This window comes from Acidovorax sp. K2F (assembly GCF_025246485.1).
GTDB lineage: Bacteria > Pseudomonadota > Gammaproteobacteria > Burkholderiales > Burkholderiaceae_C > Acidovorax > Acidovorax delafieldii.
In genome coordinates this window covers 218323-244603 of the sequence record NZ_JAOBSQ010000026.1, presented here as the reverse complement: position 1 = coordinate 244603, position 26281 = coordinate 218323, and the positions used below count along the sequence as shown (strand labels likewise).

Genomic DNA, 26281 nt, shown 5'->3' with positions numbered 1-26281 from the left:
CCTGCGCAGCCCCCGCCCTAAAATCCGGTGGGTGAACGACACCACCCCCTTCCTCGCAGCGGCGCAGCCCGCCTCCAGCCCCCCCACCGCCACGCGCCGCCCCATCCGCGATCTGCCCGATGAACTCATCAGCCAGATTGCTGCGGGTGAGGTGGTGGAGCGCCCCGCTTCGGTGGTGCGCGAGCTGGTGGACAACGCGCTCGATGCGGGTGCCACGCAGATCACCGTGCGCCTGTCGGCCGGTGGCGTGCGGCTGATCACTGTGGAGGACGATGGCGGCGGCATCCCGCAAGAAGAGCTGCCCGTGGCCCTGCGCCGACACGCCACCAGCAAGATCACCAACCTGAACGACCTGGAGACCGTTGCCACCATGGGCTTTCGGGGCGAGGCACTGGCAGCGATTGCCTCGGTGTCGGAGATGGCCCTGCTCTCGCGCCCGGCCGCGCAGGCCAGCGCCTTCTTGCTGGACGCCCGCAGTGGCGAGCTGCGCCCCGCCGCGCGCAGCACCGGCACCACGGTGGAGGTGAAGGAACTGTTCTTCTCCACGCCCGCGCGCCGCAAGTTCTTAAAGACCGACGCCACCGAGCTGGCGCACTGCATTGAATCCGTGCGCCGCCACGCACTGGCACGGCCCGACGTGGGCTTTGCCATCTGGCACGAAGGCAAGCTGGTGGAGCAGTGGCGCGCGACCTTCGTGCCCGGCCAGGATGCCCATGACGCGCTGGCCCGCCGCCTGTCGGACGTGCTGGGCGAAGACTTCGTCACCCAGTCGGTCGCCGTGCAGCACCGCGTGGGCCCGGTCACCGTCACCGGCCGCGCAGGCCTGCCCGACGCGGCGCGCTCGCGGCCCGACCACCAGTATTGCTACGTCAACGGCCGCTTCGTGCGCGACAAGGTCCTCACGCACGCCGCCCGCAGCGCCTACGAGGACGTGCTGCACGGGCACAAGCAGCCCATTTATGCGCTGTATGTCGAGATCGACCCGGCGCGTGTGGACGTGAACGTGCACCCCACCAAGATCGAGGTGCGCTTTCGCGACAGCCGCGAGGTGCACCAGGCCGTGCGCCATGCGGTGGAAAACGCGCTGGCTGCGCCACGGGCTGCCGCATTGGCAGCGGCTGCGGCGGCACCCAACCCCTCCGCAGCCGGTGATGGGGAGCATTTCAAGCCCCAGACGCCCCAAGCGCCGGTGTGGAATGCCCAGGCCGCTATCAAATTTGAAGAACGTGGTCACCGTGTGGAAGACCTGCAGGCTCTGTGGGGGCCGCGCAGTGCGACGCCTGTCAGCCCCGTGGCAGACCCCGCATCGGGCGCGGCCGTGGGCGGTTTGTGGGCGCCCTCAGCCCAGGCAGATGCGCCCGCAGCATGGGCAACGCCTGCCGCATACCATGCATCTGCCACGCCCTGGGACGGTGCGCCGTCCGCACAGACGGCCGCTCCGGTTGCAGGCTCCCCCACCGAGCCCTCGGCCAGCAACCCACCCACGGCCTGGCCTGTGGGCCGCGATGGCAACGAAACCGCCTGGCCCCTGGGCAAGGCCGTGGCCCAGTTGCACGGCGTGTACATCCTGGCCGAAAACGCCCAGGGCATGGTGGTGGTGGACATGCATGCCGCCCACGAGCGCATCGTCTACGAACGCCTGAAGGCCCAGGTGGACAGTGGCGCGCGCATTGCCAGCCAGCCCTTGCTGATCCCTGCCACCTTCGCTGCCACGCCGCAGGAAGTCGCCACGGCCGAAGAGTCTGCCGACGTGCTGGCCACGCTGGGCCTGGAGGTGGTGCCCTTCTCGCCCAAGACGCTGGCCGTGCGCGCAGTGCCCATCACATTGGCGCAGGGCGACCCGGTGGAGCTGGCCCGCAGCGTGCTGGCCGAGCTGGCCGCCCACGACGCCACCACCGTGGTGCAACGCGCCCGCAATGAAATCCTGGGCACCATGGCCTGCCACGGTGCCGTGCGGGCCAACCGCAAGCTCACCATCGACGAGATGAACGCCCTGCTGCGCCAGATGGAAACCACCGACCGCTCCGACCAGTGCAACCACGGCCGCCCCACCTGGCGGCAGTTGAGCATGAAGGAGCTGGATGCGCTGTTCCTGCGCGGTCGGTAGCGGCGGGCACTTCCCCGCCCGCGACATAGCCAGAGCCCTTTCCTCCAGCCATTGCCCACCGCCCTCCATGACCCAGCACCGCTACCACCGTACCACCCACGCCACCGCATCGCGCATGCTGGCAGCCACTACCACCCTGTGCGTGGCCTGGTCCGCCCACGCCGGGCGCCCCCTGACCGTGGACGATGCGGGCGTGGACGAGGTGGGCCATGGTCACGTCGAAGTGTGGTGGGAGGGCCAGCGCGGCCAGCCCGGCACGGTGTACATGGCCCCTGCCTTCACCCCCATGGCCGGACTGGAGTTGGGCGCCGTGTTGGCACGTGACCGCAACGAGCGCCACACCTTGCAAGGCGTGCAGGCCAAGTGGCTGTGGAGCCCCGCGCAAGAACAAGGCTGCAATGCCGGCAGCAGCGCCGGCGTCGTGCACCGGCGCCAAGGTGCCGGGCAGAGCGCAGGCAGCGTGGTCGCGCTCAATCTCATCGGCACCTGCGCTGCGACCTGGGGCGTGGTCAATGCCAACCTGGGCAGCCAGCGCGAGCGCGGCCAGTCCTGGCGCGCCACCTGGGGCGCATCGGTGGAACGCAGCTGGGGTGCCATCACGCCTCACTTGGAGGCCTTTGGCACCCGGGGCAGCGCCCCCACGTTTCAAACGGGTGCACGGAGGGAGTGGGCGCCTGGCAAGCAGCTCGACGTTACCGTGGGCCGCCAGCAAGGTCGCACCTTGTTGAGCCTGGGGTTTGCGCTGGGGTTCTGACACAAGCGCAATGCATAAAAAAAGCCCGCGCATGCGGGCTTTTTTGTGGGCGTTCGGCACGCCGCACTGTCACGGCCGATGTCGCGGTCAGTTGTCCCGCGCAGCCTTGGCGGTGTCGGCAAAGTCGCTGAACACGCCGTCCACACCCAGGTTGAAGAACAGCTTGTACTCGGCCTTGGGGTCGCCCTTGAAGTCCGAGGCCAGGCGCTTGGCTTCGTTGCGGAAGGTGTAAGCGTGCACGAACAGGCCTTCGGCGTGGGCGTTCTTCACCACGTCGGTGGGCGCCATCATCACGCGGTCGCGCTCGTCGATCTTGCCGTCGCCGTTCAGGTCGTCGGCCTTGCCGTCCTTGTTGGCATCCACTTGCTTGGAGGGGATCAGGTACGGCTTCCAGGGGCCAATGCCGTCGGCATAGGTCTTGACTTCCTTGAGGCCTGCGGGGGTCAGCAGGCTGGCGAAGGTGCGCGAGTCACCGGCCACGGCAAAGTCATAGGGCTTGTCGTACGGGGCCACCAGCGACATGGTGCCATCGGGGTTCACATCGTCCGCGTCCACCAGCTGCACCAGGCGCACCTGGGTCTTGGTGCGCAGGTACTTGAGGTTGGAAACCTCGAACGACTGGATGATGACGGGCGAGCTCTTGGAGGTGTAGCCGTACTTGGCCAGGATGGCCAGCAGGCGGTCTTCCAGCGGCAAGCCTTGCTTGACGTGGTAGGTGGGGTGCTTGGTTTCGGGGTACACGCCAACGGTGCGGCCGGCCTTGGCGCCTTCGGTCTTAGCCAGGTCCAGCACTTCTTCAAAGGTGGGGATCTGGAACTTGCCGTTGTACGACTGGTCGCGGTCCGACAGAGGCTGGATGGCGCGCAGGGTCTTGAGTTCGGCCAGGGTGAAGTCGGTGACAAACCAGCCTTCCTCCTCTACGCCATCGACCACTTTCTTGGTCTTGCGGCCCGCAAACTCGGCGCGGGTGGAGACATCCGTGGTGCCCGTGATGTTGGGCTCATGGCGGGCAACCAGCACACCGTCCTTGGTGGCGACCAGGTCGGGCTCGATGAAGTCGGCGCCCATGTCGATGGCCAGCTTGTAGCCCTCCAGCGTGTGGTCGGGCCGGTAGCCCGCCGTGCCCCGGTGGCCGATCACCAGGGGCTTGTCGCCGTTCAGGGTGGGGTACGGATAGTTGTCGCTGCCGCCGCAGGCTGCCAGCGTGGCCACCATGGCCAGCGCTCCCCATTTCACACCAGTGATGTGCATGCTCTTCTCCTCGCTATGTTGTTGGTAGAACCGCCGAACTGTGGGGTCGGCATGTGACAAGACCATGACGTCCATTTTGCAAACGCATGACGGCCGCACCACATGCCAACCGCACCAATATGTGGCAAATATCTCGGCCACATTCCCCACCATTGTGCATAGGCATCGGCATGAACGTATAACTTTTGAACATAATTCGATGTTGCAGTGCGCCAAACCGGTGCGTTAGCGATCTTTGACGTTGTTGACCTTTTGATGCTGAAAGCCTTTTGAACCATGAAACACGCGACCGCCGAGAGCTTCCTTTCCCACGTGGCGCTCCGCAACCCCGGCCAGCCGGAATTCCTGCAAGCCGTCACCGAAGTGATGGAAAGCCTCTGGCCGTTCATCGCGCAGCACCCGCGCTATGCCGAGCATGGTCTGCTGGAGCGGCTGGTGGAGCCCGAGCGCATCGTGATGTTCCGCGTGTCCTGGGTGGACGACCATGGCGGCGTGCAGGTCAACCGGGGCTACCGCATCCAGCACAGCATGGCGATCGGCCCGTACAAAGGCGGCCTGCGTTTTCATCCGTCAGTCAACCTGTCGGTGCTCAAGTTCCTGGCGTTTGAGCAGACCTTCAAGAACGCACTGACCACGCTGCCCATGGGTGGTGGCAAGGGCGGTTCCGATTTCGACCCCAAGGGCAAGAGCCCTGGCGAAGTCATGCGCTTTTGCCAGGCGTTCGTGACCGAGCTGTACCGCCATGTGGGCCCCGACACCGATGTGCCCGCCGGCGACATCGGCGTGGGCGGCCGCGAGGTGGGCTTCATGGCGGGCATGTACAAAAAGCTGGCCAACAACGCGGCCAGCGTGTTCACCGGCAAGGGTTTGTCGTTCGGCGGCTCGCTGATCCGCCCTGAAGCCACAGGCTACGGCACGGTGTACTTTGCGCAGGAAATGCTCAAAACCCGAGGCCGTTCGTTCGACGGCCTGCGCGTGTCGGTGTCCGGCTCGGGCAACGTGGCGCAATACGCCGTGCAAAAGGCGATGGAGCTGGGCGCCAAGGTGGTGACGGTGTCGGACTCCAGCGGCACCGTGGTGGACGAGGATGGCTTCACTCCCGAAAAGCTCGCCATCCTGATGGATGTGAAGAACCACCTCTACGGCCGCGTGAGCGACTACGCCGCCCGCACGGGTGTGAAGTTTGAAGCGGGTGTCCGCCCCTGGCATGTGAAGGTGGACGTGGCCCTGCCCTGCGCCACGCAAAACGAGCTGGACGAGAACGACGCGAAAACGCTGATCCAGAACGGCGTGCTCTGCGTGGCCGAGGGCGCCAACATGCCCTCGACCATCGAGGCCGCCAAGGCCTTTGAGGCCGCAGGCGTGCTGTACGCCCCCGGCAAGGCCAGCAACGCAGGCGGCGTGGCCACATCCGGCCTGGAGATGAGCCAGAACGCCGCCCGCCTGTCCTGGCCCCGCGAGGAGGTGGACGCCCGACTGCTGCAGATCATGCAGGGCATCCACGCAGCCTGCCTGCACTACGGCAAGCGCGCTGATGGCAGCGTGAGCTACATCGACGGCGCCAACATCGCTGGCTTTGTGAAGGTGGCCGACGCCATGCTGGCGCAGGGCGTGGTGTAAGGGGAAGGGCCGGGCCTTGGAACGTGTTTGCGTTCCAAGCGCCTGTTCATACAGCAAATCACTGGGGCTTCGGCCCCTTTGTTTTTGGCGCGCAGCGCAGTGCAGGCTATGCTGCACTTGAAAACCAATACGCACACTTTCGGGAGTCCGCCGTGGAAATCTTCAGCTTCTTGAACGTCATGGTCGAAAAGGGAGGCTCGGACCTCTTTTTCAGTGTCGGTGCGCCGGTCAATCTCAAGATCGAAGGGGTCACGCACCCGTTGAAGATGCCCGCCTTGCTGCCCGGCCAGGTCAAGCAGCTGGCCTACGCGGTGATGAACGAAAAGCAGATCGGCGAGTTCGAGGCCAAGCAGGAGATGAACCTGTCGATCTCGGCCGAGAACCTGGGGCGCTTTCGGGTCAACGTGTTCGTGCAGCGCGGCGAAACCGGCATGGTGGTGCGCTACATCAAGAACAAGATCCCGCCGCTGGCCGCGCTGGGCCTGCCCCCGGTGCTGGAAAAGCTGGTGCTGCGCAAGCGCGGCCTGGTGCTGGTGACCGGGGCCACGGGCTCGGGCAAATCGACCACGCTGGCATCGATGATCAACTACCGTAACGAGAACGTCACGGGCCACATCCTCACCATCGAAGACCCGCTGGAGTTTTTGCACGCGCACAAGCGCTCGGTGGTGGACCAGCGCGAGGTGGGCATCGACACGCAGTCGTACGAAGAGGCCCTGAAGAACGCGCTGCGCGAGGCGCCGGACGTGATCATGATCGGCGAGATCCGCGACCGCAACACCATGAAGCAGGCCATTGCCTATGCCGAGACCGGCCACCTGTGCCTGTCCACGCTGCACGCCAACAACGCCAACCAGGCCATGGAGCGGGTCATCAATTTCTTCCCCGAAGACGCCCACCACCAGCTGCTGATGGACCTGAGCTTGAACCTGGCCGGCGTGATCTCGCAGCGCCTGATCCCCGGCCTGCACGAAAAGCTGGTGCCTGCGGTGGAGGTGATGCTCAACTCGCCCTACATCGCCGACCTGATCGCCAAGGGTGAGTTCTCGGGCATCAAGGAGGCCATGGGCCACAGCACCGAGATCGGCATGTGCACCTTTGACCAGGCGCTGTACCAGCTCTACACCGACAGCCGCATCTCGCTGGACGAGGCCCTGCACAACGCAGACTCGCGCACCGACCTGGCGCTGCGCGTGCGCCTGGCGGCCGGCGTGACCACGCAGGATGCAGGAGAGCTTTCCATCGATACCTCCTCGCCCATGCAGTCGGCCTCGCGGCTGTCGTGAACGGCGTGCTGGCGCCAGCGCCGGGACGGCGCCAGGGATATCGTCTGCTCCACCACTGCAAGCCACCGGCTCCCGTGCTTGATCCTCACCGAACTTTTGTACCTGCGCCAGAATCAGTCGGACGATGAAACGAATCCCTCTTCTTGCATCCCTGGGGCTGGTGGTGGCCGTGAGCGTGGGTTGCGCCACCCTTGACGCCAAGCAGCGCGAATGGATCTTCCAGCCCAGCGACCGCAGCTGGGGCGGCGCGCCGTCCACCGAAGGCATGCAGGACGTCTGGATCGAGTTCGCCTCCGACGCCAGCGGCAAGGCCGAGCGACTGCACGGGCTGTGGCTGCCCCACACCCAGGCCGGCGCGCCGGTGCTGCTGTACCTGCACGGCGCGCGCTGGAACGTGGCGGGCTCGTCAGGCCGTATCCGGCGCATGCAGGAGCTGGGCTTTTCGGTGCTGGCCATCGACTACCGGGGCTTTGGGCGCAGCAGCGCAGGCCTGCCGTCCGAGGCCACCGCCGCCGAGGACGCCCGCGCCGCCTGGAACTGGCTGGCCGAGCAGCACCCGGACAAGCCGCGCTACATCTTCGGCCACTCGCTGGGCGGCGCCATTGCGATCGATCTGGCGCGCCAGGTGCCGGATGAAAAGGGCACCATCGTCGAAGGCACCTTCACCAGCATCCCCGACGTGGTCAGCACCTTCAAGTGGGGCTGGCTGCCGGTGTCGCCGCTCATCACGCAGCGGTTCGAATCCATCCGCAAGGTGGCCGAGATCGGCTCGCCGCTGCTGGTGGTGCATGGCAGCGACGACAGCCTGATCCGCCCCACGCTCGGCCGCCAGCTGTACGAGGCAGCGCGGGAGCCCAAGCAGTTTGTGCTGGTAGAGGGCGGCTCGCACCACAACACCAACTCTGTGGGCCAACGGCAGTACCGCGAGGCCGTGGCCTCGCTGTTCCACCTGAAGTAAGCGCAGCGGCTCGCCGCGACGAGTCAGCCGCGCTGTCTCAGCGGCGCACCGCCTGCGCCAGCGCTGCCCAGGCCTTGAGGGTGAGCGGGTGGGTAAAGCCTGCCCCCGCCACAGGGTGGGACGACAGCTTGACCACCACCATCTCGGCAGCCGGGTTCACGTGGATGAACTGGCCGTGGATGCCCGCAGCCTCGTAGGCGCCGTCGGCGTTGTGCAGCACCCACCACTGGTTGCGGTAGCTGTAGCCGGGCCGAAAGGCCATGCCACCCATCTTGAACTTCTCGCGGTCGCCGCCCTTGGCGGTGTCTTCGATCACGGCCTTGTCAAAAATCTTCTGGCCGTTGAAGCTGCCTCCCAGGCGCAGCATTTCGCCAAACCGCGCCAGGTCGCGTGCCGTGGCGTTGAGGCCTGCGCCCTGCAGCGGCGTGCCCACGCTGTCCACCATCACATGGGCGTCTTCCTCGGTGCCCAGCTTTTGCCAGATGTTGTCGCTCATGAGCTCGGCCCAGTGTTTGCCGGTAGCGCGCGACACGATCCAGCCCAGCACCTCCGAATGCACGGTGCGGTACACAAAACCGGCGCCGTGTTCGCCTTCCTTCTTGAGCGTCTTGAGGAAGTCGTAGACATTGGTCGGCCCCTGGTAACCGGGCGGACGTGGCAGCAGGCCGCTGGACCAGCTGTAGCCAAAAATCTCGGTGGTGGGGTCGGTGTAGACCTCGCGGAAACGCACGGCGCCCGTCATGTCCATCACATCGCGCACCTTCATGTCGCCCCAGGCAGACTCCGCCAGCTCGGGTACGTATTTGGTCACCAGTGCCTCGGGGTCGATCTTGCCCTCGTGCGCCAGCTGCGCCGCCATGAGCCCGGTGAACGACTTGGTGACCGAGAAGAGCAGATGCGGCGAGTAGGGCTTCATCTGGTTGTCGTAGCGCTCGTACACCACGCGGCCCTTGTGCATCACCACCAGCGCATCGGTGTAGGTACGGGTGAACCATTGGTCCACCGTGATGGGCTGGCCCTTGTCGTCATCGAATGCCACTGCGCCCAGTGGTCGCGGGTCGGCCTGCAACGCAGATGGTGCCGCCGCGCCCCGGCGGATATTGCGCGTGGGCTGCAGCTCGCGCAGGTGCTGCACGGCCCAGCGCAGCTGCGGGTATTTGTACGAGTTGCTCAGGTCCACACGCTGCGCCCCTTCGGGTGGGAAGGTGCTCATGTAGCCCAGCTTGTCCAGCGTCACGGTCTCGGGCGCCGGTAGCGCCGGGGCCTGCGCCTGGGCTGGGGCCGCAAAGGCCACACCCAGTGCCGCCGCAGCGCAGGCTGCCCGCCACAGCGCGGCGGGGAATGCGCAAGAACGCCGGGGCTGCGCAGGATGCAAAGGGTGAGTGGTTTGCGCCGCAGAGGCGCTGGGAGTCTTGTCCATGGCTTGTCTCCTTGTGGTGTTGTGTTGTGTTGTGTTGCTTGGTGCAGCATCCGGGCGAAGCGTCCCTCAGAACAGCGTCCAAGGCATGACGGGCTGCCAGCCACCGCCCCACCATGGTGCTGCGCCCCGCGCAAGGCAGGATGTCACCCGCGCGACCTTTGTCATACATAAATTTGCGCAAGTTCTCACCGCCTGGGTCCACCGCCCTGCCTGCAGCGCGCCCACCCCTTCTGGTACGCTCAGACAGATATGTCTGCCCCCTCCGCCACCGCAGCGTCTGCGGCCGCCCCTGTCTCTGTCCAACCCGGCCTGGCCATTCTGGTACTGGCCCTGTTGCTGTCCATCCAGCCCGTCACCACCGACCTGTACTTGCCCGCGCTGCCCGCGCTCACCCGCAGCCTGGGCGCGCCCATGGCGGCGGCGCAGCTCACGCTCAGCGGGCTGCTGCTGGCGTTTGGTTGTTCTCAGATGGTGTGGGGCCCTCTGTCTGACCGCTTTGGCCGCCGCCCCATCCTGCTGGCGGGCCTGACCATCTACACCGTGGCCTCGCTGGGCAGCGCCTTTGCGCCGACCATGGGCCTGCTGATTCTGTGGCGCATCGCCCAGGGTGCTGCCATGGGTGCCGTGGTGATGTGCGCGCGCGCCATCGTGCGCGACCTGTATACGCCGCTGGAGGGCGCCCGCGCCATGTCCAAGGCGCTCACGGGGCTCGGCATCGTGGCCTGCATCTGCGCGCCCATGGGTGGCCTGCTGAGCGAATGGCTGGGCTGGCGCGCTGCGCTGCTGGCTCTCACGGTGTATGCCGTGGTCACGCTGGCGCTGGTGGCCTTGCGCTTGCCCGAGACCCTGACCCACCGCAACCCCCAAGCGCTGCAGCCCCGTGCGCTGATGGGCACCTGGCAACAGGTGTTGCGCAGCCCCACCTTCTGGGCGTTTTCGCTGCAGACCACGGCCACCTATGGTGGGCTGTTCACCTTTCTGGCGTCGTCCTCGTTCGTCTACATCGACGTGCTGGGCCTCACGCGCACCATGTATGGCTGGGTCATGGCGTCTGCCTGCGTGGCCTACTTCGCAGGTACCTTCGTGTGCCGCGCTCTGCTGGCACGGTTTGGCCTGCAGCGCACGGTGGCCATTGCCGGGGCCTTGAGCGCCAGCGGCGGCACGCTGATGGCGCTGGTGGCCTGGATGGGCTGGCACCACCCCTGGGCACTGACGCTACCGTTTTACCTGTTCATGGTGGCGCACGGCATCCACCAGCCCTGCGGGCAAAGCGGCGCGGTGGGGCCCTTCCCCAAGGCGGCGGGCGTCGCATCGGCCCTGAACGGTTTCATGATGATGCTGGCGGCCTTTGCCATTGGCGGCTGGCTGGGGCTGCGGCTCGATGGCACGGTGTGGCCGCTGGTCAACGGCATCTGGTTCTGGTCGGTGGTGCTGGCCGTGATCTCGTGGACGCTGGTGCAAAAGTTTGGAGCGCCCCGTGAGCACGCCTGACACTCTACCTACCATCGCCCTGGCGGGCCCCACGGCGTCGGGCAAGACCGCCGGCGCACTGGCGCTGGCCGCCGTGCTGGGCAAACAGGGCCGGCCGGTCGAGATCATCAGCGTGGACTCGGCCCTGGTGTACCGGGGCATGGACATTGGCACCGCCAAGCCCACGCCCGACGAGCGCGCCGCCGTGCCGCACCACCTCATCGACATCCGCGATCCGCTGCAGGCCTACAGCGCCGCCGAGTTTGTGCAGGACGCCACCCGGCTCATCGCCGAGATCCGCGCGCGCGGCGCACTGCCATTGCTGGTGGGCGGCACCATGCTGTACTTCAAGGCCCTGTTTGATGGCATTGACGACATGCCCGCCGCCGACCCCGAGGTGCGCGCCAAGATCGAAGCCCAGGCGGCCGAGCAGGGCTGGCCTGCCCTGCATGCCGAGCTGGCGCGTGTGGACCCAGTGACGGCCGCGCGCCTGGCCCCCGGCGACAGCCAGCGCATTCAACGTGCGCTGGAGGTGTGGCATCTCTCGGGCCAGCCGTTGTCGAGCTTTCACACTATTAAAAAGGTAGCAGACAACACAAACAACACCGGCGCAAGCGCGCTTTTTTCCTTGGAACCCGACAACCGGGCCTGGCTGCACGAGCGCATCGCCCAGCGTTTCGACACCATGCTGGCCGGAGGATTCATTGATGAGGTGGCGGCCCTGCGCGCACACGGTGACCTGCATCCCGACCTGCCCTCCATGCGCTGCGTAGGCTACCGGCAGGTGTGGGAAGAACTCGACTTCCAGGCCAGCCGTCCTTCAGGCACCCCGTTGAACACGGCCTTCCTGCGCGAACGCGGCATTGCCGCCACACGGCAACTGGCCAAGCGCCAGATCACCTGGCTGCGCAGCATGCCGCAGCGCCACGCCATCGCCTGCGACCAGCCCCATGCCGTGGCCACGCTGGTGCAGGCCGTGCTGCAGCGCCTGGAGCAGCCCACGCCATGACGCTGCTGCGTGTGGAGAACCTGGGCAAGCACTACGGCAGCACGCCGGTGTTCGCCAACGTGCAGTTCGCCGTGGCACCCGGCGAGTTTGTGGCAATCGTGGGCGATTCGGGCGTGGGCAAGTCCACCCTGCTCAACTGCCTGGCGGGGCTGGATACCTGGGACACCGGCAGCGTCACCCACGGCTCCACCGACCTGGGCCAGCTCGACGACACCGCCCGTGCGCTGTGGCGCCGTGCGCATGTGGGCTTTGTGTTCCAGGCCTTCCACGTGCTGCCGCACCTGGACGTGGCACAGAACGTGGCCCTGCCGCTGATGCTGCTGGGCCAAACCGACGCGGCCCGGGTGCAGCACATGCTGGCCGCTGTGGGCCTGGAGGCCTTCAGCGCACGGCTGCCTCAGCAGCTCAGCGGCGGGCAGCTGCAGCGTGTGGCCATCGCCCGCGCGCTGGTGCACCGCCCCGCCCTGCTGCTGGCCGACGAGCCCACCGGCAACCTCGACCCCACCACCGCCACGCGCGTGATGGACCTGCTGCTGGCGCAGACACGCGAGCACGGCGCATCGCTGGTGCTGGTCACCCATTCCGACGCTGCTGCGGCGCGGGCCGACCGGGTGCTGCGCCTCACTGCCAGCGGCATCGCCGCCTAGGCAAACCCGAACTTCAGCGAAGGCGTAGAGCGGATCACACTGCCCAGCGCAGCGGTTCTGGCCAAGCGCAGCAACGACGCCAGAAGGGTTGTGTGAGCCACGCTCACTCGATGTTCAGCCGCTGCGCCGCCTTGTTCACCTTCTTGGGCAGGTTCAGCGTCAGCACGCCGTTGTCGTACTTGGCCTTGGCCTGCGCGGCGTCCACATCGGCGGGCAACTGGAAGCTGCGGGCCACAGCGCCAAAGTAGCGCTCGCTGCGCAGCACCTTTTCGCCCTCACGCTTTTCATCGTGCTGGCGCACCTCGGCGCGCAGGCTCACCACATTGCCTTCGAGCGAGACATGGATGTCCTCCTTGGCCACGCCGGGCACCTCAGCCTGCACCGTGTAGCCACCTTCGGTTTCCTTCACATCCACCTTGATCTGGCTGGGCGAAGGCAGGTTGTCGCCATGCAGCGGGCGCACGTAAAAGCCGGGGGCAATGTCCTTGAAAAAGTCGTCAAACAGACTGCCACGGGTCACAAGAGAGTTCATGGTTTGGGCTCCTGAAAAGGGGTTCAAACAGACAACTGAGCCAGCGCAGGAGAGCGGGCCCTGACTCCAAGATAGGCCTGCGGCATCGCGGCTTCAAGGAGGTTGAAATGCAAGGTTGATGTGCGTCAAAAACCCAGGCTCCCAACGCCTGCGGCCACAATGCAGGCCATGCTCGCCCTGCTCCGCACCTTCTCCTGGCAAGACCTGCGCCACCACCCCTGGCGCAGCGCCGCAGCGGTGGCGGCCGTGATGCTGGGTGTGGCGCTGGCGTTTGCGGTGCATGTGATCAATGCGTCGGCGCTGGACGAGTTCTCGCAGGCTGTGCGCGCCGTCAACGGTCAGCCCGACCTGGAGCTGCGCGCCATGCAAGGCAGCCTGCCCGAGGCGCTGTACGAACGCCTCGCCACCGACCCGCAAGTGGCCCGCGCCAGCCCGCTGCTGGAGCTGTCGGCCGTAGCGCAGGCAGCTACAACAGCGGGCGCCAAAGACCAGTCCCTTCGCACTCCCATCCGTGTGCTGGGCGCCGATGCACTGCTGCTGCCCACCATGGCCCCGGCGCTGGTGCCACGCCCCTGGGACAGCGCCGACCGGTTTGCCCTCTTCGCACCCGCCACGGTGTTCCTCAACACGGCCGCGCTGCAGGTGCTGGGGCTTTCTGCCGCCGCTCCAGCACCATCGTCGCCCCTGCCCCGCCTTACGCTGCAGGTGGGTTTGCAACAGGCGCTCACGGTGCAGGTGGCAGGCACCGTGACCGCCGGCGGCGCGCCGCTGGCCGTGATGGACATTGGCGCTGCGCAAGATCTGTTTGGCCGTGCGGGCGCACTCACCCGCATCGACCTGCAACTGCAGCCCGGCACCGACCGCACTGCGTGGGAAGCCACACTGCGCGCGCAGCCCGGCTGGCCTGCCAACCTGGTGCTGGCGCAGCCCGGCGATGCCACCCAGCGCATCAGCAACCTGTCGCGCGCCTACCGGGTCAACCTGACGGTGCTGGCGCTGGTGGCACTGTTCACCGGGGCGTTTCTGGTGTTTTCGGTATTGGCCCTCAGCGTGGCGCAGCGCGGGCCGCAGTTTGCGCTGCTGGCCGTGCTGGGCGCTACGCCGCGCCAGCGGCTGGCACTGGTTCTGGCAGAGTCGGCAGCGCTGGGCCTGCTGGGCAGCGTACTAGGCATAACGCTGGGCACCGCGCTGGCGGCCACGGCACTGCAACTGCTGGGCGGCGACCTGGGCGGTGGCTACTTTGCGGGCGTGCGGCCCGCGCTGCAATGGAGCGCCCCCGCCGCCGTGGTGTACGGCGCACTGGGCGTGGCGGCCGCCTTGGCGGGTGGCTGGTGGCCCGCCCGCGCCGCGCAGACCCTGCCCCCGGCCCAGACCCTGAAGGGCCTCGGCGCCGCAGCCAGCCAGGCGGACAAGGGCACTGTTGGTATCGTTTTGATAGCTACCGGGGCAATTTTGACTGGCGCTCCACCCGTATTTGGCATTCCACTGGCCGCGTACGTCGCCATTGCCCTGCTACTGGTGGGTGGCATCGCCCTGTTGCCCTGGGGCATGGCGCGGTTGCTGGCATGGCTGCAGCCCCTAGCCGCACGCCATGCGCTGCCACTGCTGGCGCTGGAGCGCGCGCGGCGCATGCGGGGCAGCGCTGCCATCGCGGTGGGCGGCGTGGTCGCATCCCTCAGCCTGGCCGTTGCGCTGACGGTGATGGTGTCCAGCTTTCGCGGCTCGGTCACACAGTGGCTGGACGCGGTGCTGCCGTCGCCGCTGTACGTGCGCTCGGCCCTCAGTGCGGGCGGCACGGGCGGCGGTGAGGCCGCGTTGCTGCCCGCAGGCTTTGCCGAAGCAGTGGGCCAGTTGCCAGGGTTGGACCGCGTGCAGCCCCTGCGCGCCAGCCCGCTGCAGCTGGCCCCCACCCTGCCCGCCCTCACGGTGCTGAGCCGCCCCTTGGGCGATGAGCCGGCGCAGACCCTGCCGCTGGTGGGCGAGGCCCTGCCCGTGCCCCCCGGCCGCACCGGCGTGTACATCAGCGAGGCCGTGGTGGACCTGTACGGCCTGCGCCCTGGCATGGAGTGGCCTGCACTTTCCAAGGCTTTTAGCCCCCAAGCGCTAGAGAATCATGCGCCAGCAGCTATCTTTTACATAGCAGGCATCTGGCGGGACTACGCCCGGCAAACCGGCGCCGTGGTGATGGACCGTGCGGTGTGGCTGCGCCTGACCGGCGACGCCCGCACCAGCGACCTGGCCCTGTGGCCCAGCGGGGGCACCGATGTGTCTGCCTTGCAGGCGTCCATCCGCGCGCTCGCTGCGACCCAAGCCGGCCGCCAGCTCTCCACTGCGGCGGGCGCCACCACGGGCGACGGCAACGAGGCCCTGGTGGAATTCAGCTCCGCCGCCACCATCCGCGAGCGCTCGCTGCGCATCTTCGACCGCAGCTTTGCCGTCACCTACTGGCTGCAGGCCGTCGCCATCGGCATCGGGCTGTTCGGCGTGGCCGCCAGCTTCAGCGCCCAGGTGCTGGCACGGCGCAAGGAGTTTGGCCTGCTCGCCCACCTGGGCCTCACGCGGCGCCAGATCCTGACCGTGGTGGCGGGCGAAGGCGCCGCGTGGACGGCGGTGGGTGCAGCGGCGGGCGTGCTGCTGGGGCTGGCTGTGTCGGTCGTGCTGGTGCACGTGGTCAACCCGCAGAGTTTCCACTGGACGATGGATTTGGCGGTGCCGGGTTGGAGGTTGCTGGGGCTGTGTGCTGCCGTTGTTGTGTCGGGCACGGTCACCGCATGGCTGGCGGGCCGGGCGGCGGCAGGGCGTGATGCGGTGATGGCGGTGAAGGAGGATTGGTGAAGATACGAGCTACCCCATGGAACACCGCGACAATTCAACTATGTCTTTCCAACCGAACACCTCCGGACCTTGCCACCCTCAAGATCGCGCCCCCTGGCTCCACGAAGCCATCGCTCGCATCGAAGCAGACTACCAGCGCAGCGCTGACACCCACCTGATCCCGCTGCGCCTGCCCGCGTTTGCTGCGCATGGCATTGACCTGTACCTCAAGGACGAATCCACCCACCCCACCGGCAGCCTGAAGCACCGGTTGGCGCGGTCGCTGTTTTTGTATGCGCTGTGCAATGGCTGGGTGCATGAGGGCTCGACCATCGTCGAGTCGTCCAGCGGCTCCACGGCGGTGAGTGAGGCTTACTTTGCCCGGCTGCTGGGGTTGCCGTTTGTGGCGGTGATGCCGCGCAGCACGTCGCCAGAAAAGATCGCTCAGATCGAGTTCCACGGCGGGCGTTGCCACTTTGTGGACAGCGCGGGCGCTGTGTATGACGCGGCCCGTGCGATTGCCGAGGAAACGGGCGGTCACTACATGGACCAGTTCACGTATGCCGAGCGCGCGACCGACTGGCGCGGCAACAACAACATTGCCGAGAGCATGTTCACGCAGATGGCGCACGAGCCGCACCCGGTGCCGCGCTGGATTGTGGTGGGTGCAGGCACGGGTGGCACCAGCGCCACCATTGGCCGCTACGTGCGCTACCAGCGCCATGCCACGCAGGTGTGTGTGGCCGACCCGGCGGGGTCGGTGTTCAGCGCCTACCACCGCACGGGCGATGCGCAGCTGACGGCTCCGGGATCCCGCATTGAAGGCATTGGGCGCCCACGGGTGGAGCCAAGCTTTATCCGCACGCTGGTGGACCGCATGGTGGATGTGGCGGACTGCGAGTCCATCGCCGCCATGCGTGCGCTGTCGCAGTTGCTGGGGCGGCGCGTGGGCCCGTCCACGGGCACCAACTTTGTGGCCATGCTCACGCTGGCCAGCAAGATGCGCGAGCGTGGCGAGCACGGCTCCATCCTGTCGCTGCTGTGTGATGCGGGCGAGCGGTACTTGCCCACGTATTTCGACACCGAATGGGTGGGCCGCATGTTTGGCGACTGCTCAGCCGCGCAGCAGAAGATAGACGCACTGATCGGCTGACGTCCGCTCCCCTCCGCACCATGCCCTTTTCTGCTTTGCCTCCAGGCCTGTTGACGCAACCAAGCGGCCCTCTGGCCACGCGACGCCAGTGGCTGGTAACGCAGATGCCCGCGGGCCTGGCAGCCGTCGGTGCTGCAGGGTGGTTGCCCGAGACAGCGCATGCATTGCCTGCACGGGCGTTGACCTTTCCCCGTGACCACGGCAGCCACCCGGAGCTTCGTACCGAGTGGTGGTACATCACCGGCCATGTGCAAGCGCAGGGACAACCGTGGGGCTTTCAGATCACATTCTTTCGCTCGCGGGTCGATGCGACGCGACAGCTGCAGTCGGCGTTTGCTGCCAAACACCTGCTGTTCGCGCACGCCGCCATCACCGATGTGCGCGGCCAGCGGCTGGTGCATGACCAGCGCATTGCGCGTGCTGGTTTTGGGGTGGCGCAGGCCAGTGAGGCCGACACCCGAATCCGCCTGCAGGACTGGACGCTGGAGCGCAGCGACACCGCACGCGGAAAGCCAGACTTTGCAGCCAGCCGCTACACCACACACATCGTGGGCAGCGAGTTTGGGCTGGACCTGGTGTTTGACAGCACCCAGCCCGTGCTGTTGCAAGGGCAGCAGGGGCTGTCCCGCAAGGGGCCGGACGCCGAGCAGGCCAGTTACTACTACAGCCAGCCACAGTTGGCCGTCAGCGGCACCTTGCAGGTGGGCAACCAACGCATGGCGGTGACGCCCGACACCGGCCGCGCCTGGATGGACCACGAGTGGAGCGAGGCACTGCTGCACCCTGACGCCCAGGGGTGGGACTGGATCGGCATGAACCTGCACGACGGCAGCGCGCTCACAGCCTTTCGCCTGCGGCGGGCTGATGGCACTGCGTTGTGGGCGGGAGGATCGTGGCGAGCGCCCGGGCAGCCGGTGCAGGTGTTTGGGGCGCAGTCTGTGGCGTTCACCCCCTTGCGGTGGTGGACCAGCCCGCGCAGTGGCGCGCGCTACCCGGTGCAGTGGCGGGTGGAAACGCCCGCAGGCAGCTTTGAAGTGAACGCGCTGCTGGAAAGCCAGGAGCTGGACAGCAGCGGATCAACGGGGGCGATCTATTGGGAAGGCCTGTCTGACCTGATGAGCGCCAGAGGCCAACCTATAGGTAGGGGCTACCTGGAGATGACTGGATACGCAAAGCCGCTGCGCCTGTAAAAGCAGCAGCGGCTTGATGTCAGAAAGATACCGCCAGATCGGGCGGTGTCACATCTTCAATGCTTGGCGGAGCTGCCTGCGCGGCGCTGCGCCAGCCAGGCAATGATCTCGCCCATGATGCCGCGGCGGAAAGCCAGCACGCAGATCACGAAAATCAGGCCCGTGACCATGGTGACGGATTCGCCCAGGGTCTTGAACCATTCCACGCTGGTCAAGGCGGCCAACAGGTTGCCGAATTCACCGATCTTGTTCTCCAGCAGCACCACCACGGCCGAGCCAATGAGCGGGCCCGACAGCGTGCCCAGGCCGCCTACCAGCGTCATCAGGATGACCTGACCCGACGCGGTCCAGTGCACATCGGACAGCGTGGCAAAGCCAAGCACCAGGGTCTTGAGAGAGCCTGCCAGGCCCGCCAGAGCCGCCGACAACACAAAGGCCAGCAGCTTGAAGCGGTGCGTGTCATAGCCCAGCGAGATGGCGCGGGGCTCGTTCTCCTTGATGCCCTTGAGCACCTGGCCAAACGGCGAGTGGATGGTGCGCACGATCAGCAAGAAGGCCGCGACCACGATGACCAGCGCGACGTAGTACATGACGAGGTCGCTTTGCAGATCGATCAAGCCAAACAGCTTACCGCGCGGCACACCCTGCAAGCCGTCCTCACCACCCGTGAAGGGGGCTTGGAGACAGGCAAAGAAAAGCATCTGCGCCAACGCCAATGTGATCATGGAGAAGTAGATGCCCTGGCGGCGAATGGCCAGCCAGCCAAACAGCAGGCCCAGCAGCGCGCCACCGGCGGTGCCGAGCAGCAGGCCTACTTCAGGCGTCAGGCCCCACACCTTGATGGCGTGGCCAGCCACATAGGCGGCGCCACCAAGGAAGGCCGCATGGCCAAAAGACAACAGGCCGGTATAACCGAGCAGCAGGTTGAACGCGGAAGCAAACAGTGCAAAGCACATGAGCTTCATCACGAAGACGGGATAGGCGCCGAGAAAAGGCGCGGCAATGAGGGCCAGCAACAGCAGGCCGTAACCAATGGTGGCAGTGTTCTTGGAATTCATGCTGGCGGCCCCTTATTTTTCTTTGCCGAACAGGCCGGCGGGGCGAATGAGAAGAACAATGACCATGATGACGAATACCACGGTGGAAGACGCTTCGGGGTAGAACACCTTGGTGAAACCTTCGATCACTCCCAGGCCCAGCCCGGTCAAGATGGAGCCCATGATGGAGCCCATGCCGCCAATCACGACCACGGCAAACACCACGATGATCAGGTTCTGGCCCATGAGTGGGGTGACCTGGTACACGGGGGCGGCCAGCACACCGGCAAAAGCAGCCAGTGCGGCACCAAAGGCGTAGGTCAGGGTCACCATCACCGGCACGTTGATGCCGAAGGCTTCCACCAGGCGCGGGTTTTCGGTACCGGCGCGCAGATAGGCGCCCAGCTTGGTTTTTTCGATCACGTACCAGGTGCCGATGCACACCACCACCGAGGCCACCACCACCCACGCACGGTAATTGGGCATGATCATGAAGCCGAGGTTGGTCGCGCCTTCCAGCAGCTCGGGAGTGTCGTAGCCCAGGCCCGACACGCCATAGATGGAGCGGAACACGCCTTCGATCAGCAGGGTCAGGCCCAGCGTGAGCAGCAGCCCGTACAGGTGATCAAGCTTGTAGATCCAGCGCAGCAGCAAGCGCTCGATCAGCACCCCAAACAGCCCCACCAAGAGCGGCGCCAGCACCAGCATCAACCAGTAGTTGATGCCGAAATAGTTCATGGCCATCCATGTCAGCAATGCCCCGGTCATGAACAGTGCACCGTGCGCAAAGTTGATGACGTTGAGCAGGCCAAAGATCACAGCCAGCCCCAGGCTGAGGATTGCGTAGAACGATCCGTTGACCAGCCCCAGAAGGAGCTGGCTCAACAGGCCGGGCAATGAGACACCAAAGATTTCCATGGGAGGCAGCAGCAGGTGGAGAGAGTTCAGGTCAGAGGGCCACACCGGGACCGGCGTCCCGCTGGGACAGCCAGGCCGGCGTGGGCCCTCTCAGGGGTTTACTTCCAGAGCGGGCACTTGCTCTCGGCCTTGGTGGTGAACACGGAGTCACCAGGCAGCTTCTTGATCAGCTTGTAGTAGTCCCAGGGCTTGGTGGACTCAGCAGGCTTCTTCACTTCCATCAGGTACATGTCGTGTACGTAACGGCCGTCGGCGCGCAGCTGGCCCGAGCCGAAGAAGTCGTTCATCTTCATGCCGCGCCATGTGGTCATGACCTTGTCGGCGTCCACCGACTTGGCGGCTTCCACGGCCTTGAGGTAATTCATGGTGGCCGAGTAGTCAGCCGCCTGGATTTCGGTTGGCATGCGCTTGGTCTTCTCGAAGAAGCGGGCCGAGAACTTGCGGGTCTCGTCGTTCAGATCCCAGTACCAGCTGGTGGTGAACTGCAGGCCTTCGGTGTTGCGCAGGCCCAGGCTGTGCACATCGGAGATGAAGATCAGCAGGCCGGCGAGCTTCATGCTCTTGCCGATGCCGAACTCCTTGGCAGCCTTGATGGAGTTGATGGTGTCACCACCTGCATTGGCCAGGCCCAGGATCTGTGCCTTGGAGTTCTGTGCCTGCAGCAGGAAGGACGAGAAGTCGGACGCGTTCAGCGGGTGGCGCACAGCGCCCACCACGTTGCCGCCCTTGGCCTTGACCACGGCGGTGGTGTCGGCTTCGAGCGCATGGCCGAAGGCATAGTCTGCCGTCAGGAAGTACCAGCTCTTCCCGCCACCATCCACAATGGCCGAGCCCGTGCCCTTGGCCAGTGCCACAGTGTCATACGCGTAGTGGACGGTGTACGGTGTGCACTGGTCGTTGGTCAGCGCGGAGCTGGCAGCACCGTTGTTGATATAGACACGCTTTTTCTCTGCAGCGACCTTGGCCGAAGCAAGTGCGGTACCCGAGTTGGTTCCCCCAAACAGCATGGTCAGGCCTTGGGTATCGATCCACTCTCGGGCCTTGGAGGCTGCGATGTCGGCCTTGTTCTGGTGGTCTGCTGTCAGCAGCTCGATGGGCATGCCCAGCACCTTGCCTCCGAAGTCGTCAATCGCCATCTGAATGGCCACTGCTCCGTTCTTGCCTTCCACGTCCGCATACAGGCTGGACATGTCGGTGATGAAACCGATCTTGACCTTGTCCTGCGCGTGCGCGGCCGAGGTGGCCAGACCTGCAACGCCCAGCATCAGTGCCAGCACTTTGAGTTGTTTCTTCATGGATTTGTCTCCTGTGGGTGTGGTGGAAGAAAACGGTGGGGAAAGGGTGTGGGCGTGGCTCAGACGCCCAGCAGTTCGTTGAGCACGGGCATCTTGGCCTCCAGCTCGGCGGCGCCAAACTTCTCCACGATGCGGCCGTGCTCCATCACGTAGAACCGGTCGGCCAGCGGTGCGGCAAAACGGAAGTTCTGCTCAACCATGACCACGGTGTAGCCCTTCTGGCGCAGCATGGTGATCATGCGGGCCAGGGCCTGCACGATGACGGGCGCCAGGCCTTCGGAGATTTCATCGAGCAGCAGCAGATTGGCGCCAGTGCGCAGGATGCGGGCCACGGCCAGCATCTGCTGTTCACCGCCCGACAGGCGCGTGCCCTGGCTGTTCTTGCGCTCGGCCAGGTTGGGGAACATGGCGTAGATCTCCTGCACCGACATGCCCGGCGTGCCCGTCTTGAGGGCGGGTGGCAACAGCAGGTTTTCTTCGCACGACAGGCTGGAGAAAATGCCACGCTCTTCAGGGCAGTAGCCCACGCCCAGGTGCGCAATACGGTGCGTGGGCATGTTCACGGTTTCCACGCCGTTGATCTTGACCGAACCCTTGCGCGCACCGGTCAGCCCCATGATGGCGCGCATGGTGGTGGTGCGGCCTGCACCGTTGCGGCCCAGCAGCGTGACCACCTCGCCCGACTGGACGACGATGTCCACGCCGTGCAGCACATGCGACTCGCCGTACCAGGCTTCGAGGTTCTTGATTTCGAGTGCGGGAGCGCCAGCCATCAGTGCGCTCCCTGCAGTTGGCCGTCGGTCGTGCCCATGTAGGCTTCCATGACTTGGGGGTTGTTGGAGACTTCTGCGTAGGGGCCTTCGGCCAGCACGGCGCCGCGCTGCAGCACGGTGATACGGTCTGCGATGGTCGACACCACCTTCATGTTGTGTTCCACCATCAGGATGGTGCGGCCTGCCGAGACCTTCTTGATGAGTTGCGTAACGCGGTCCACGTCTTCGTGGCCCATGCCCTGCGTGGGCTCGTCCAGCAGCATCAACTCGGGCTCCATGGACAGCGTGGTGGCGATCTCCAGTGCGCGCTTGCGGCCATAGGGCAGGTTCACGGTCACTTCATCGGCCAGGTCTTCCAGCCCCACCTCGGTCAGCAGTTGCATGGCACGGTCGTCAAGCTGCCGCAGGGTGCGCTCGCTGCGCCAAAAGTGGAACGAGGTGCCCAGCTTGCGCTGCAGGCCCAGGCGCACGTTCTCGATGAGTGTGAGGTGCGGGAACACCGCCGAAATCTGGAACGAACGGATCACCCCGCGGCGTGCAATCTGTGCGGGCTGCTCTCGCGTGATGTCATGCCCGTTGAAGCGGATGACACCCGAGGTCGGCTCCAGGAACTTGGTGAGCAGGTTGAAGCACGTGGTCTTGCCCGCACCATTGGGACCGATCAGCGCATGGATGGAGCCGCGCCGAACGGCCAGGTTCACATCACTGACGGCGGTGAAGCCCTTGAACTCTTTGGTCAGGCTGTTGGTTTCAAGAATGACGTCGCTCATTGCGCCTTGGCCGCTCCGTAGGGTGCTGAAATGAGGAGCCTTGCAACAAGGTCTCCGGGGAGGTTGGATCGCAACGCATCGTATGTCTCCCTACCCTGCGGTAGATACTGGGACTAATGCCTATGTATAAATGCCTACGTACCCGCCCTGAGGGCGCATGGCGCTGGGGATGTACGGGCGCGGGCAGCGCGCCAATGCTCAATCTGGCGCCGTGGCAGGCACAGAAGACCACACGCGGTGGTGGTGCAGCGCCGCGCCCATCACTGACTTTTTACTGACAAGCCTTGGTATTCACCGCCGTGGGCACCACTTATAACCATAGAGGGGCCTGACCGCGCTCCTTCTGCGGCACCCAGCTGCGCCGCCTACACTGCCACGATGCCCTCCCCCCCCTCCTCCACGCCCACCCGCGGTGCGCCCCGTTCGCTCACGGGACTGCTGCCCTTTTTGCGCCCTTATCGGGCGCGCATTGCACTGTCGCTGGTGTTCCTGGTGCTGGCGGCATTGGCCACACTGGCGTTTCCCATGGCACTGCGCAATCTCATCGATGGAGGCCTGGTCTCTGCAACGGGTGACCGGGGAGCGCAGGCCATGGCCCTTCGCGGGCATTTTGAAGAGCTGTTTGCGGTGGCCATGGCACTGGGCGGGTTTTCGGCCGCGCGCTTTTATATGGTGAGCTGGCTGGGCGAGCGCGTCACCGCTGACCTGCGCAACGCCGTCTACAGCCATGTGCTGCAGCAAAGCCCCCAGTTCTTCGAGACCACCCAAACCGGCGAGGTGCTGTCGCGGCTGACGTCGGACACGACGCTGGTGCAGACCGTGGTCGGCTCATCGCTGTCCATGGGGCTGCGCAATGCGGTCCTGGGCCTGGGTGCCCTGGTCATGCTGGTGTGGACGAATCCCTATGTGATGTCGGTGGTACTGCTGGCCGTCGTACTGGTGGTGCTGCCCACGATGTGGATCGGTCGCAGGGTGCGCCGATTGTCACGCGACAGCCAGGACCGCGTGGCCGACTCCAGCGCCATCGCGGCCGAAGTGCTCAACGCCATCCCCGTGGTGCAGAGCTATACCGCTGAGCCACGCGAGGCCTCAAGGTTTGCGCGGGCCACGGAAGACGCCTTTCGCGCGGCGGTCAAGCGCACCAAGGCACGCGCCCTGCTCGTGGCCTTCATCATCATCGCCAACGCGGCCCTGCTGCTGTGGGGGTTGTACCGGGGTACAGAAGCCGTGCTAGCCGGACAGATGAGTGCGGGCCACCTGGGCCAGACCGTGGTGTACGTGATTCTGCTGGCGAGCGCGGTGGCAGTGCTGGGCGAAGTGTACGGAGACCTGCTGCGTGCGGCCGGTGCCACCGAGCGCTTGATGGAATTGCTGTCGAGCCGGTCCCCCGTGGCAAACCCTGCGACACCCAAGCGGCTGCCCACTTCGGATCAAGGGCTGGAGGTGCAGTTTGACAACGTGCAGTTTCACTACCCGTCGCGCCCGGATCAGCCCGCGCTGCAGAACTTCTCGCTGCACCTGTCACCTGGAGAGACTGTGGCACTGGTGGGCGCCAGCGGGGCAGGCAAGACCACGGTGTTTCAGTTGCTGCAGCGCTTTTATGACGTGGATAGGGGCAATGAAGGGGGTGCTCAAGGTTCACGAGAGAGAGGCATCCTGTTGAACGGCGTGGACATCCGCGACCTGAGCCTGGACACACTGCGCGCCCGTACGGGCACCGTGCCCCAGGATGCCGTGATTTTCTCCGCCGCGGCCATGGACAACGTCCGCTATGGCCGTCCGGATGCCTCCGACGAAGAGGTCATGGCGGCCACCCGGGCTGCCTTTGCGCATGACTTCATCGCAGCCCTGCCCGAGGGCTACCACACGTTTCTGGGCGAACGGGGTGTACGCCTGTCGGGCGGCCAACGCCAGCGGATCGCCATTGCCCGAGCCATGCTCAAAAATCCGCCCCTGTTGCTGTTGGACGAGGCCACCAGCGCACTGGATGCAGAAAGTGAGCGCATGGTGCAGGCCGCGCTGGACATCGCCATGCAGCGCCACACTGGCAGAAGGACCACGCTGGTGATCGCCCACCGCCTGGCCACGGTACAAAATGCCGACCGCATCGTGGTGCTGGACCACGGTCAGATCGTGGAGCAAGGCACCCATAGCGCATTGATGGCACAAGGTGGGGTGTATGCGCGTCTGGCTGCACTGCAGTTCACCAGTTGATCCCGGCACCATTCCGCAAGGTTTACCCCCAGGACCGGGTGCAGTGGCTACTGCAGGGTTTCCTTGACTGCCGCTGGCAGCGGCATGACGGCAATGCCCTCATCCAGCAACTGCAACGCCTCCTGCGCGGTGGCCTGGCCACGAATGGCCCGATCCTGAACCTCGCCGTGGTGCATGCGCCTGGCTTCGTCGGCAAACCGGGAGCCGACATCTTCGGTATTCGCGACGACCTTGCGGGCCAGCTCCAGCCACGCTACCTGTAGTGCTGGGGGAAGCGTTAATGCCTCGACCTGCGCGCTGGAAACAGCATGTGAAACAGAAGTTGTGCCGGGCGGTGCCGCCGCAGCTGCGGCGGGCTCACGGGCGCCCAGATTCAGGCGCGGCGCGCTCAGCCGCTTGTCGATATGGACGTCTGCGCACAAAGGGCACTGCACCAACCCGCGCTGCTTCTGGCTCTGAAAGTCATCTTCAGAACCAAACCAGCCTTCAAACACATGGCCGTGCTGACATTGGAGATCCAGTACCTTCATAAGATGCATCGTACGCTGGTGAGCGCAATCCCATGATTGGCGCTACCAGGCACATCAACGTCCAGGTGCAGAGTTATGTTCAGAAGTGCTCCACCCCATCTGCCGGCCTACAGCTGGCAACGGGGAAGTGCCCTCAAGGCTTTGTCGAATGGCTCTGCCCGGAACCGACCGCTGCTTCAGCCGTGGCGCCGCAGCAGATACCGATAGACAAACCCGGGGAAGGCCAGCGTGAGAAACATGGTGCCGGTGATGGCGTAAAACTCCCAGCCCTGAGGTGCAATTTGGCCTGCACGACGCTCCAACAACAGAGCCATCCCGCCCACCAAGAAGTACAAAACGATCAGTTCGGCCATGCGCCCGACCAGAGGCTTGCCGTTGGCGACGGAGGGGCCCACCACCAGCCAGCGCTGATTGACGAAGGGCAGATTGGCGGCAATCAAAGCCGCCACAATCACAAGCCAAACCGAACCGGTAAGTGACACAGAGGAACTGATCGAGGCAGCAAATTGGGAATGGGAGCAGTAGCCCGCGCG

At 65.6% G+C, this 26281-nt stretch carries 22 protein-coding genes; 12 read left to right on the top strand and 10 right to left on the bottom strand.

All coding sequences use genetic code 11. From position 1 onward, the window contains the following. Positions 1-31 precede the first annotated feature (31 nt). Positions 32-2107, top strand: coding sequence for a DNA mismatch repair endonuclease MutL (gene mutL, locus N4G42_RS08375; RefSeq protein WP_260666838.1), 2076 nt, complete (start codon positions 32-34; stop codon positions 2105-2107). A 67-nt stretch (positions 2108-2174) separates the two neighbouring features. After that, positions 2175-2861 (top strand): hypothetical protein, encoded by a 687-nt coding sequence (locus N4G42_RS08370; protein WP_260666837.1) that lies wholly within the window; start codon positions 2175-2177, stop codon positions 2859-2861. A gap of 87 nt (positions 2862-2948) precedes the next feature. Here the strand turns inward: N4G42_RS08370 and N4G42_RS08365 are convergent, their stop codons facing one another. Continuing rightward, a complete protein-coding gene (locus N4G42_RS08365; protein WP_108499002.1) occupies positions 2949-4112 on the bottom strand; it encodes a glycerophosphodiester phosphodiesterase in 1164 nt (387 codons plus the stop codon). Positions 4113-4388: 276 nt separating this feature from the next. Here N4G42_RS08365 and gdhA point away from each other — a divergent pair, with 276 nt between their 5' ends. The 3 genes from gdhA to N4G42_RS08350 all read left to right on the top strand — a co-directional run bounded on the left by gdhA (position 4389) and on the right by N4G42_RS08350 (position 7976). Beyond that, complete coding sequence (gene gdhA / locus N4G42_RS08360; RefSeq protein WP_108499001.1) at positions 4389-5732, top strand: NADP-specific glutamate dehydrogenase; 1344 nt, start codon at positions 4389-4391, stop codon at positions 5730-5732. Positions 5733-5884: 152 nt separating this feature from the next. Further along, a complete protein-coding gene (locus N4G42_RS08355; RefSeq protein WP_260666836.1) occupies positions 5885-7018 on the top strand; it encodes a PilT/PilU family type 4a pilus ATPase in 1134 nt (377 codons plus the stop codon). A gap of 124 nt (positions 7019-7142) precedes the next feature. Next, on the top strand, positions 7143-7976 hold the full coding sequence (locus N4G42_RS08350; protein WP_056743467.1) for an alpha/beta hydrolase: 834 nt from the start codon (positions 7143-7145) through the stop codon (positions 7974-7976). A 37-nt stretch (positions 7977-8013) separates the two neighbouring features. On the opposite strand, the gene N4G42_RS08345 is transcribed toward N4G42_RS08350, so the two are convergent. After that, a complete protein-coding gene (locus tag N4G42_RS08345) occupies positions 8014-9396 on the bottom strand; it encodes a serine hydrolase domain-containing protein (RefSeq protein ID WP_260666835.1) in 1383 nt (460 codons plus the stop codon). Positions 9397-9645: 249 nt separating this feature from the next. Here N4G42_RS08345 and N4G42_RS08340 point away from each other — a divergent pair, with 249 nt between their 5' ends. The 3 genes from N4G42_RS08340 to N4G42_RS08330 are packed head-to-tail and all read left to right on the top strand — an operon-like array spanning position 9646 to position 12522. Beyond that, positions 9646-10887: a multidrug effflux MFS transporter gene (locus tag N4G42_RS08340; protein WP_260666834.1), complete on the top strand. Its 1242-nt coding sequence runs from the start codon at positions 9646-9648 to the stop codon at positions 10885-10887. Continuing rightward, positions 10874-11875 carry a tRNA (adenosine(37)-N6)-dimethylallyltransferase MiaA gene (gene miaA / locus N4G42_RS08335; RefSeq protein WP_260666833.1) on the top strand — a complete coding sequence of 334 codons (1002 nt, stop codon included), beginning with the start codon at positions 10874-10876 and terminating at the stop codon, positions 11873-11875. The genes N4G42_RS08340 and miaA overlap by 14 nt, the downstream gene beginning before the upstream one ends. Next, positions 11872-12522 (top strand): ABC transporter ATP-binding protein, encoded by a 651-nt coding sequence (locus N4G42_RS08330; protein WP_260666832.1) that lies wholly within the window; start codon positions 11872-11874, stop codon positions 12520-12522. Before miaA ends, N4G42_RS08330 begins: the two co-directional genes overlap by 4 nt. Positions 12523-12625: 103 nt before the next feature. Here the strand turns inward: N4G42_RS08330 and N4G42_RS08325 are convergent, their stop codons facing one another. Next, positions 12626-13054 (bottom strand): Hsp20/alpha crystallin family protein, encoded by a 429-nt coding sequence (locus N4G42_RS08325; protein WP_056743473.1) that lies wholly within the window; start codon positions 13052-13054, stop codon positions 12626-12628. A gap of 159 nt (positions 13055-13213) precedes the next feature. On the opposite strand from N4G42_RS08325, the gene N4G42_RS08320 reads away from it, so the two are divergent. The 3 genes from N4G42_RS08320 to N4G42_RS08310 are packed head-to-tail and all read left to right on the top strand — an operon-like array spanning position 13214 to position 18211. Then, a complete protein-coding gene (locus N4G42_RS08320) occupies positions 13214-15889 on the top strand; it encodes an FtsX-like permease family protein (protein ID WP_260666831.1) in 2676 nt (891 codons plus the stop codon). Between the two features lie 40 nt (positions 15890-15929). After that, positions 15930-17021, top strand: coding sequence for a PLP-dependent cysteine synthase family protein (locus tag N4G42_RS08315; RefSeq protein ID WP_260666830.1), 1092 nt, complete (start codon positions 15930-15932; stop codon positions 17019-17021). Between the two features lie 20 nt (positions 17022-17041). Next, positions 17042-18211: a lipocalin-like domain-containing protein gene (locus N4G42_RS08310; RefSeq protein WP_409557810.1), complete on the top strand. Its 1170-nt coding sequence runs from the start codon at positions 17042-17044 to the stop codon at positions 18209-18211. Positions 18212-18267: 56 nt separating this feature from the next. On the opposite strand, the gene N4G42_RS08305 is transcribed toward N4G42_RS08310, so the two are convergent. From N4G42_RS08305 to N4G42_RS08285, 5 genes are all read right to left on the bottom strand, one after another. Next, complete coding sequence (locus N4G42_RS08305; protein ID WP_056061594.1) at positions 18268-19269, bottom strand: branched-chain amino acid ABC transporter permease; 1002 nt, start codon at positions 19267-19269, stop codon at positions 18268-18270. Between the two features lie 12 nt (positions 19270-19281). Continuing rightward, a complete protein-coding gene (locus tag N4G42_RS08300) occupies positions 19282-20166 on the bottom strand; it encodes a branched-chain amino acid ABC transporter permease (RefSeq protein WP_056061592.1) in 885 nt (294 codons plus the stop codon). Positions 20167-20264: 98 nt separating this feature from the next. Then, a complete protein-coding gene (locus tag N4G42_RS08295) occupies positions 20265-21461 on the bottom strand; it encodes an ABC transporter substrate-binding protein (protein ID WP_056061590.1) in 1197 nt (398 codons plus the stop codon). Positions 21462-21520: 59 nt separating this feature from the next. Next, complete coding sequence (locus N4G42_RS08290; RefSeq protein ID WP_260666829.1) at positions 21521-22234, bottom strand: ABC transporter ATP-binding protein; 714 nt, start codon at positions 22232-22234, stop codon at positions 21521-21523. After that, complete coding sequence (locus N4G42_RS08285; RefSeq protein WP_015013285.1) at positions 22234-23004, bottom strand: ABC transporter ATP-binding protein; 771 nt, start codon at positions 23002-23004, stop codon at positions 22234-22236. The genes N4G42_RS08290 and N4G42_RS08285 overlap by 1 nt, the downstream gene beginning before the upstream one ends. A gap of 378 nt (positions 23005-23382) precedes the next feature. On the opposite strand from N4G42_RS08285, the gene N4G42_RS08280 reads away from it, so the two are divergent. After that, the gene (locus N4G42_RS08280) at positions 23383-25218 is read left to right on the top strand and encodes an ABC transporter transmembrane domain-containing protein (RefSeq protein WP_260666828.1); all 1836 of its coding nucleotides are present in this window, start codon (positions 23383-23385) and stop codon (positions 25216-25218) included. Positions 25219-25265: 47 nt separating this feature from the next. On the opposite strand, the gene N4G42_RS08275 is transcribed toward N4G42_RS08280, so the two are convergent. Continuing rightward, positions 25266-25748: a DUF1178 family protein gene (locus tag N4G42_RS08275; RefSeq protein ID WP_260666827.1), complete on the bottom strand. Its 483-nt coding sequence runs from the start codon at positions 25746-25748 to the stop codon at positions 25266-25268. Positions 25749-25924: 176 nt separating this feature from the next. Then, positions 25925-26230, bottom strand: a complete 306-nt coding sequence (locus N4G42_RS08270) for a DUF2818 family protein (RefSeq protein ID WP_056061582.1) — start codon at positions 26228-26230, stop codon at positions 25925-25927. Between the last annotated feature and the right edge of the window lie 51 nt (positions 26231-26281).

What these genes read in the sequence shown, in the direction of transcription:
- N4G42_RS08370 (WP_260666837.1), top strand. Translation starts at nt 2,175, where the DNA reads ATGACCCAGCACCGCTACCACCGTACCACCCACGCCACCGCATCGCGC.
- N4G42_RS08365 (WP_108499002.1), bottom strand. Translation starts at nt 4,112, where the DNA reads ATGCACATCACTGGTGTGAAATGGGGAGCGCTGGCCATGGTGGCCACG.
- gdhA (WP_108499001.1), top strand. Translation starts at nt 4,389, where the DNA reads ATGAAACACGCGACCGCCGAGAGCTTCCTTTCCCACGTGGCGCTCCGC.
- N4G42_RS08350 (WP_056743467.1), top strand. Translation starts at nt 7,143, where the DNA reads ATGAAACGAATCCCTCTTCTTGCATCCCTGGGGCTGGTGGTGGCCGTG.
- N4G42_RS08345 (WP_260666835.1), bottom strand. Translation starts at nt 9,396, where the DNA reads ATGGACAAGACTCCCAGCGCCTCTGCGGCGCAAACCACTCACCCTTTG.
- N4G42_RS08340 (WP_260666834.1), top strand. Translation starts at nt 9,646, where the DNA reads ATGTCTGCCCCCTCCGCCACCGCAGCGTCTGCGGCCGCCCCTGTCTCT.
- N4G42_RS08330 (WP_260666832.1), top strand. Translation starts at nt 11,872, where the DNA reads ATGACGCTGCTGCGTGTGGAGAACCTGGGCAAGCACTACGGCAGCACG.
- N4G42_RS08325 (WP_056743473.1), bottom strand. Translation starts at nt 13,054, where the DNA reads ATGAACTCTCTTGTGACCCGTGGCAGTCTGTTTGACGACTTTTTCAAG.
- N4G42_RS08320 (WP_260666831.1), top strand. Translation starts at nt 13,214, where the DNA reads ATGCAGGCCATGCTCGCCCTGCTCCGCACCTTCTCCTGGCAAGACCTG.
- N4G42_RS08315 (WP_260666830.1), top strand. Translation starts at nt 15,930, where the DNA reads ATGTCTTTCCAACCGAACACCTCCGGACCTTGCCACCCTCAAGATCGC.
- N4G42_RS08310 (WP_409557810.1), top strand. Translation starts at nt 17,042, where the DNA reads ATGCCCTTTTCTGCTTTGCCTCCAGGCCTGTTGACGCAACCAAGCGGC.
- N4G42_RS08305 (WP_056061594.1), bottom strand. Translation starts at nt 19,269, where the DNA reads ATGAATTCCAAGAACACTGCCACCATTGGTTACGGCCTGCTGTTGCTG.
- N4G42_RS08300 (WP_056061592.1), bottom strand. Translation starts at nt 20,166, where the DNA reads ATGGAAATCTTTGGTGTCTCATTGCCCGGCCTGTTGAGCCAGCTCCTT.
- N4G42_RS08295 (WP_056061590.1), bottom strand. Translation starts at nt 21,461, where the DNA reads ATGAAGAAACAACTCAAAGTGCTGGCACTGATGCTGGGCGTTGCAGGT.
- N4G42_RS08290 (WP_260666829.1), bottom strand. Translation starts at nt 22,234, where the DNA reads ATGGCTGGCGCTCCCGCACTCGAAATCAAGAACCTCGAAGCCTGGTAC.
- N4G42_RS08285 (WP_015013285.1), bottom strand. Translation starts at nt 23,004, where the DNA reads ATGAGCGACGTCATTCTTGAAACCAACAGCCTGACCAAAGAGTTCAAG.
- N4G42_RS08280 (WP_260666828.1), top strand. Translation starts at nt 23,383, where the DNA reads ATGCCCTCCCCCCCCTCCTCCACGCCCACCCGCGGTGCGCCCCGTTCG.
- N4G42_RS08275 (WP_260666827.1), bottom strand. Translation starts at nt 25,748, where the DNA reads ATGAAGGTACTGGATCTCCAATGTCAGCACGGCCATGTGTTTGAAGGC.